The sequence below is a fragment of the Kitasatospora sp. NPDC054768 genome (assembly GCF_053612025.1).
This window is the reverse complement of record NZ_JBSHBN010000271.1, coordinates 1-7,043: the sequence shown is the minus strand read 5'-3', so window position 1 is coordinate 7,043 and position 7,043 is coordinate 1. Positions and strand designations below refer to the sequence as shown.

The window sequence follows — 7,043 nt, the reverse complement described above, 5'->3', positions numbered from 1 at the left end:
ACGCGCTGGATTCAGGTTCCAGTGCCCGAAAGGGCGTGGGGGTTCAACTCCCCCCTCGCGCACAGCGAAGCCCCGCAGATCTACGGATCTGCGGGGCTTTTTTGTCGTCCGTTCCCTGCCCGACGGCCGCCGGCACCGGTGCCTTCGCCGGGCCGGGGCGGATCAGCCGCGGCTGGCCGGGAGTTCGGCGCGGACCTCGAAGCCGCCGTCCGGGGTCGGCCCGGCGGTGAGGGTGCCGCCCAGCAGCTGGGCGCGCTCGCGCAGGCCGACGAGCCCGTGGCCGCCGCCCGGCAGCGTCTCGGTGGGGTGCACCGGCGGCGCGTCGTTGCGGACCTCGACCCGCAGCCGGCGGCCCTTCGCCCGGACCCGCACGTGCACCGCCGCCTCCGGGGCGTACTTGGTGATGTTGGTGAGCGCCTCCTGGACGGTGCGGTAGGCGGCCCGTTCGACCGCCTCCGGCCACGGGCGGTCGCCGGGGACCAGCTCGGAGTCGGCGGTCAGGCCGCTCTCCTCGATCAGCCGGGGCAGGTCGGCCAGCCGGGGCTGCGGGGCGAGCGGGGCGTCCGGCAGCCCGCCGGTGCCGCGCAGCACCCCGACCATCTGGCGCAGCTCGTCCAGGGTCCGCACGGACAGCTCGCGGATGGTGCGGGCGGCGGTCACGGCCGCCGGGTCGGGGCTGCTCACCTGGAGCGCTCCGGCCTGGATGCTGATCAGGCTGACCTGGTGCGAGACCACGTCGTGCATCTCCCGGGCCAGCCGGCCGCGCTCGCTGATCAGCACCCGCTCGGCCAGCAGCCGGCTCTCCCGCTCCTGGCCGCGGGTCAGCTCGTCCAGGCGGGCGGCCAGCTCCCGCCGGGTGCGGGCGAGCAGACCGGTGGCGGCCGGGCCGGCCGCCAGCATCACGGCCTGGATGGCGTCCAGCGCGGTGGCGCGGCTGAGGTCGAGGACGCCCTCGGGCAGCGGCCAGTGGAAGAACTCGACCAGGGCGAACAGGACGCCGCAGGGGATCACGATCCGGGGGCGGGGGCGCTCGGCGGCCACCGAGTAGACGGCCGTGATCGGGGCCAGCCAGATCTCGTCCACGAAGCTGCCCGGCATGGTGAGCAGCAGCACGGTCACCGGGAAGCGCCGGCGCCAGAACAGGGCGACGGCGGCCAGCGTGGACAGCGCCACCTGCCACCAGGCGGCCTCCCGGGCCACCAGGGCGGCGTCCAGCAGGGAGTAGAGGACGGGCAGCAGCAGCATCAGCCAGGGGGCGGTGCACCAGGCCGGCAGCCGTCTGGACGGCAGTTGGTCGGCGGTCGTCATGCCCCGTCGCCGGGCTTGGGCCGGACCAGCCCGGCCCGGTGGGCCAGGACGGCGGCCTGGACCCGGTTGGCGGCGCCGAGCTTGCCGAGGATCGCGCTGATGTGGTCCTTGACGGTGCCGGTGCCGAGGAAGAGCCGGTCGGCGATCTCGGCGTTGGACAGGCCCTCGCCGAGCAGCGCGAGCACGTCGAGCTCGCGGCTGGTGAGGGTGCGGGCGAGCGCGGTGGCCTCGGCGTCCGGGCCGCCGCCGTCCACGTAGCCGCCGATCACGGTGCGGGTGACGGTCGGGGAGAGGATGTTGCCGCCGGCCGCGAGCACCCGGACGGCGTGCACCAACTGCTCGGGGGCGGTGTCCTTGAGCAGGAACCCGGCCGCGCCGGCCCGCAGCGCGGTGCCGATGTACTCGTCGGTGTCGAAGGTGGTGAGCATCGCCACGGCGGGCGGTTCGGGCAGGGCGCGCAGGCGGCGCAGCACCGAGATGCCGTCGAGGTCGGGCATCCGGATGTCGAGCAGCACCACGTGCGGGCGAAGCCGCTGGACGTGTTCCTCGGCCTGTCCGCCGGAGCAGTCGCCGACCACCTCCAGGTCGTCGGCGGAGCCGACGATCAGGCCCAGGCCGGAGCGGACCAGGATCTCGTCGTCGACGATCAGCACGCGGGTGGTGGTGATGGTGCCTCCTCGGTTCGGGCGGCCGGGTCGGGGCGGTCCGCGTGGGTCGTTTCGAGAGTAGGGGTTGTGCGAGTGGGGTGCCGAACGCCGGGGGCTGATCACCCCCGCCGTTCGGCGGGGGTGGGAATCCGCTACCCGGTTCACGCAATTCTCAGGTTCGGTGGGGAAACATGGAGTTGGCTGACCCTTTTCCGGCCGCATCCTCCAATCGGGCGGTCGGCCGGGTGAGGTCGCCGGTCAGTCCGTCGGGCCCGAGCGGGCGCCCGACGCCGGGCCGTTTGCGGATGCGCCCCACCATCTGATCGTTTGGAATTGAGCTGTGTCGTCCACTGTGAAGTCGGAGCCGTCCGCCACGTCCCACGGACCCCGGCCCGGCGACGTGCTGGACCGCTGGCGTCCGAGGGCCGCCGCGGCCTCCGTCTGGTACCTGCGGCTGATCGCGCTGCTGAACGTGGCGACGGTGCTCCTGGTGCCCTTCCGCGACCAGGTCTACGAGCACAACGAGGGCGAGTACTTCACCCCGTACCTGATGACCGCCGGCCTGGCCAGCGCGGTGCTGTCGGTGTTCCTCGCGATCGCGATGCGGCGGCGCAAGCGGGCCGCGTGGATCTTCAACACGGCGCTCGGCGGGATGTTCGCGCTGCTGTACCTGGCGGCCATGCTGGTGCCGGACGAGCGCTTCGACTCCCACCCGCTCAACTACATCTCCACCGTTCTGACCTGCCTGTTCGTGCTGGCGCTGCTGATCGGGCGCAAGGAGTTCACGTCCAAGGGCGACAGCTCCAACCCGAAGACCGCGGCGGCCACCTTCGTCGCCGGGCTGGCGTTCGGCGGCGGGGTGGGCGCGCTGCTGGTCTGGCTGACCAACGAGCTGTCCGGCGCCGGTTTCTGGGACCTGTTCCGCTACTCGGTCGGCCGGATGATCACGATCACCCCGTCCGAGCACCTGCGCTCGGTGATCGCCGCGCCGACCTGGGTGAACGCCGCGATCAACGCGATGGGCGCGGTGCTCTTCCTGCTGGTGCTGTACGTGGCCTTCCGCAGCCCGCGCGGCAAGGAGCTGCTCACCGCCGAGGACGAGGCGCAGCTGCGCGGCCTGCTGGACAAGCAGGGCGAGCGGGACTCGCTCGGCTACTTCGCGCTGCGCCGGGACAAGGCGGTGATCTTCTCCCCCAGCGGCAAGGCGGCGGTCACCTACCGGGTGATCGGCGGCGTCTCGCTCGCCTCGGGCGACCCGATCGGCGACCCGGAGGCCTGGCCGGGCGCGATCGACGCCTGGCTGTCCGAGGCCCGTGAGCACGCCTGGGCGCCGGCCGTGATGGGCGCCTCCGAGGAGGCCGGGGTGATCTACGCCCGGCACGGGCTGGACGCGCTGGAGCTGGGCGACGAGGCGATCGTCGAGCTGGACGAGTTCTCGCTGGACGGCCGCGCGATGCGGGTGGTCCGACAGGCCTACAACCGGGTCAAGCGGGCCGGGTACACGGTGCGGATCCGCCGCCACGAGGACATCTCGGAGGAGGAGATGGCCGAGCTGGTGGCCAAGGCCGACGAGTGGCGCGACGGGGCCACCGAGCGCGGCTTCTCGATGGCCCTCGGCCGGCTCGGGGACCCGGGCGACGGCCGCTGCGTGATGCTGGAGTGCCACGACGGCGACGGCGAGCTCAAGGCGCTGCTCAGCTTCGTGCCGTGGGGCCCGGACGGGCTCTCGCTGGACCTGATGCGCCGGGCCCGGGACACCGAGAACGGCCTGATGGAGTTCATGGTCATCGAGCTGCTGCAGCGCGCCGAGGAGGTCGGGCTGAAGCGGGTCTCGCTGAACTTCGCGATGTTCCGCTCGGTCTTCGAACGCGGTTCGCGCCTCGGCGCCGGCCCGGTGCTGCGGCTGTGGCGTTCGGTCCTGGGATTCTTCTCGCGCTGGTGGCAGATCGAGTCGCTGTACCGCGCCAATGCCAAGTACCGGCCGATCTGGGAACCGCGCTACCTGCTCTTCGAGAAGAGCAGCGAGATTCCGCGGATCGGCATCGCGAGCGCGCGCGCCGAGGGTTTCATCGTCGCGCCGAGCCTGCCCGCCCTGTTCCGCCGCCGGCACGCCCGGGCCGCCGTGGTGGCGCCCCGGGTCCCGGTCGCGGCCCGGGACGGGAAGGGGTAGCCCTCCGTCGGGGGGCGGAGGGGGCCGGTCGGTCGAAATGGGGGGCCGATGGGGGGATTGCCTCCCCCCAGAGGATGACCCCGCTCCACATCCGTGCCGATGTGGCTTTGTCAAGAGGCTTCTAATGTTGGAGTAGTCGAGAGTTCGGGGATTCGGAGAAAGTTGTGATTCACAGGACCCACGCGGGGGGCGTGCGAAAGGGGCCGCTGGCAATCGCCGGATCGGCCGCTGTCGCCGAGTGGGGAACGTTGTTCGCGACGGTCCGGGACACGGTGGTGCGAAAGAAGTTCGCCGCCGTTCCGCTGGCCACGGTCGCGACGTTTCTGATCCTGCTGTTCAGCATCGTCCAGCACCTGCCGGGCGGAGAGCGTTTCGTCAACAACATCGGGGTGGTGCGGGCGGCGCTGCCGCTGGACGTCTCGCTGCTGCGGACCCCGCTCTCGCTGTACGTGCCGGCGCTGGACCTTCCGGTCTGGGGGGCGCTGGCCCAGGTCTTCGTGGTCTTCGCGATCGCCGAGATCGTGCTCGGCCGGCGGATGACCCTGGTGGTCGCCTACACCTGCACCCTGGCGGGCACGCTGTTCGCCCGGGTCGGCGTGGCGATCGGGCCGCACCACCTGTTCGGCTTCCCGAAGTGGGTCGCCTACGTGCGGGACACCGGGCCCTCGGCCGCGGTGGTGGCGCTGGCGATCTGCATCGCGTTCCGCTGCCGGGCCTGGTTCACCGGCGGCCTGGTGGTGGCGGTGATGATCGGCGAGGCGGTGGTGCTGCCGAACCTGGCCGGCCTGGAGCACGTGGTCGCGGTGGTCACCGCGCTGCTGATCGCCGTCTCGGTCGAGGTCTTCGGGGACTTCTGGCCGAGGGTGCTGGCCGGGGTCGGCGCCGCCGCCTCGGTGGCCGCGGCCGCCTCGCGGGAGGTCGCGGTGGAGGCCCGGCGGCGCCGCTCGGCGGGCGCCGTCATCCCCTGACGGGTGCCGACGACGTTCCACCGGCCGCGTACGGGTGCCCGTACGCGGCCGTTCGGCGCCCGGCGGCCGTCGGCGCGGCCGTCAGGCGTGCGGGAGCGGGAGCTCGAACCAGACGACCTTCCCCACCGCCTTGCGGGCGGTGCCCCAGCGTTCGGCGAGCTTGGTGACCAGGGTGAGGCCGCGACCGGTCTCGCCCAGTTGCTCGGCCGGCTCCAGCGAGGGCAGGTTGTGATTGTCGTCGCTGACCTCGACGAGCAGTTTGTCCACCCGGATCAGCTGGAGCTTCACGGTGTCCCGGGCGACCCGGACGGCGTTCGTCACCAGTTCGCTGACCAGCAGTTCGGTGGTGTCGCTGAGCGCCTCCAGGTGCCAGCCGGCCAGCTGCTCGCGCACCAGCGAGCGGGCCCGGCCGACCTCGCGGTGGTCCACGGCGAGGTCCCAGGTGGCCACCTCGGACGGGGCGACCCCGTCGAAGCGGGCCACCAGCAGGGCGACGTCGTCCTTGCGGTCGTCCGAGTGCAGCCGTCGCAGCACCTCGTCGCAGGCCTGCTCGGGGCTCTGCCGGGGGTCGATCAGATTGCCGCAGAGCGCGGCCAGGCCGGCCCCTATGTCCCCGCCCCGGACCTCGACCAGGCCGTCGGTGCAGAGCACCAGCATCGAGCCGTCCGAGACGTCGATGGTCTTGGCGACGAACGGCACCCCGCCGACGCCGATCGGCGCGCCGGCCGGGATCTCCAGCAGCTCGCCGCTGCCGTCCGGGTGCACCAGGACCGGCGGGACGTGGCCGGCGCTGGCCAGCTCGCAGGTCCGGTTGATCGGGTCGTAGACCGCGTACAGGCAGGTCGCGAGGTGGTCGTCGCCGAGCTTGTGGGCCAGGTTGTCCAGGTGGCGCAGCAGCTGGCCGGGTGGCAGGTCCAGGGCGGCGAGGGTCTGCATGGCGGTGCGGAAGCGGCCCATCGAGGCCGCCGAGTGCAGGCCGTGGCCCATCACGTCGCCGACCACCAGGGCGACCCGGCTGCCGGGCAGCTGGATCGCGTCGAACCAGTCGCCGCCGACCTCGGCCTTGGGGTCGCCGGGCAGGTAGCGGTGGGCGATCTGCACGCCGGGGATCTGCGGCGGGCGGGTCGGGATCATCGAGCGCTGCAGGGTGGTGGCGACCCGCGCCTCGGCGCGGTGCAGCCGGGCGTTGTCCAGCGACAGCGCGGCGCGGGCGGCCAGCTCCTTGAAGGTCGCGGCGTCGCCCTCGTCGAACCGGGCGCGGTCCGGCAGCCGCAGCAGCTTGAGGATGCCGAGCACGGTGCCGCGGGCGGAGAGCGGGACGACCAGCATCGAGCGGCCGGTGACCACCGGGGCCAGCCGGGCGCCGCCGAGCGCGATCGCGTAGTCGACCGCCACGTCCGGGCTGACCACCGGGACCAGCACCGGCTGGTTCAGCTGCAGGGCCATCCCGGGCGGGGTGCGGCGGGGCATGCTGACCAGCGAGCCCTCGGAGAGCACGTGGTCCCAGGCGCCGCCGGTCTCGTTGTAGACCAGGGCGACCCGGCGCAGCATGGTGTCGTCGTCCGGGCGGGCGGCGGGCAGCTCGGAGTCCGAGATCAGCCCGTCCACCAGGTCCACGCAGGCGAAGTCGGCGATCCGGGGGACCAGCACCTGGCACAGCTCGTGGGCGGTGAAGCCGAGGTCCAGCGTGGTGCCGACCTTGCCGCCGACCTCGTTCAGCAGGGCCAGCTGTTCGCCGGCCTGCCCGTTGGTGAGGAAGGGGCCGAGCCGTCCGGCGGGCGGGCCCTCCCCGGCCGCGGGCGCGGGGACCGGGACGGTGGCGGGCGGGGCCTGGTCGATGCGCGGCAACGGATGGCCGTTGGCGGGAGGTTCGACGGCGGTGTGCTCGATGGCGGGGGCTCCTGCGGTGGGCGGGGGCGCCTCCCGGCCGGAGGCGGGGGGAGGGACGGG

At 73.2% G+C, this 7,043-nt stretch carries 5 protein-coding genes; 2 read left to right on the top strand and 3 right to left on the bottom strand.

Annotated elements, in window-relative coordinates:
- Nucleotides 1-162: 162 nt before the first annotated feature.
- Complete coding sequence (locus ACWGKU_RS39700) at nucleotides 163-1,308, bottom strand: sensor histidine kinase (RefSeq protein WP_359912196.1); 1,146 nt, start codon at nucleotides 1,306-1,308, stop codon at nucleotides 163-165.
- Nucleotides 1,305-1,955, bottom strand: coding sequence for a response regulator (locus tag ACWGKU_RS39695; protein WP_452180312.1), 651 nt, complete (start codon nucleotides 1,953-1,955; stop codon nucleotides 1,305-1,307). Before ACWGKU_RS39695 ends, ACWGKU_RS39700 begins: the two co-directional genes overlap by 4 nt.
- Nucleotides 1,956-2,295: 340 nt before the next feature.
- On the opposite strand from ACWGKU_RS39695, the gene ACWGKU_RS39690 reads away from it, so the two are divergent.
- Both ACWGKU_RS39690 and ACWGKU_RS39685 read left to right on the top strand, forming a co-directional pair.
- Complete coding sequence (locus tag ACWGKU_RS39690; RefSeq protein WP_380357471.1) at nucleotides 2,296-4,125, top strand: phosphatidylglycerol lysyltransferase domain-containing protein; 1,830 nt, start codon at nucleotides 2,296-2,298, stop codon at nucleotides 4,123-4,125.
- Nucleotides 4,126-4,400: 275 nt separating this feature from the next.
- Nucleotides 4,401-5,093: a hypothetical protein gene (locus ACWGKU_RS39685; RefSeq protein ID WP_401054941.1), complete on the top strand. Its 693-nt coding sequence runs from the start codon at nucleotides 4,401-4,403 to the stop codon at nucleotides 5,091-5,093.
- An 81-nt stretch (nucleotides 5,094-5,174) separates the two neighbouring features.
- Here the strand turns inward: ACWGKU_RS39685 and ACWGKU_RS39680 are convergent.
- Nucleotides 5,175-7,043: ATP-binding SpoIIE family protein phosphatase (locus ACWGKU_RS39680; RefSeq protein ID WP_452191798.1), on the bottom strand; the 1,869-nt coding region annotated here is incomplete at its 5' end.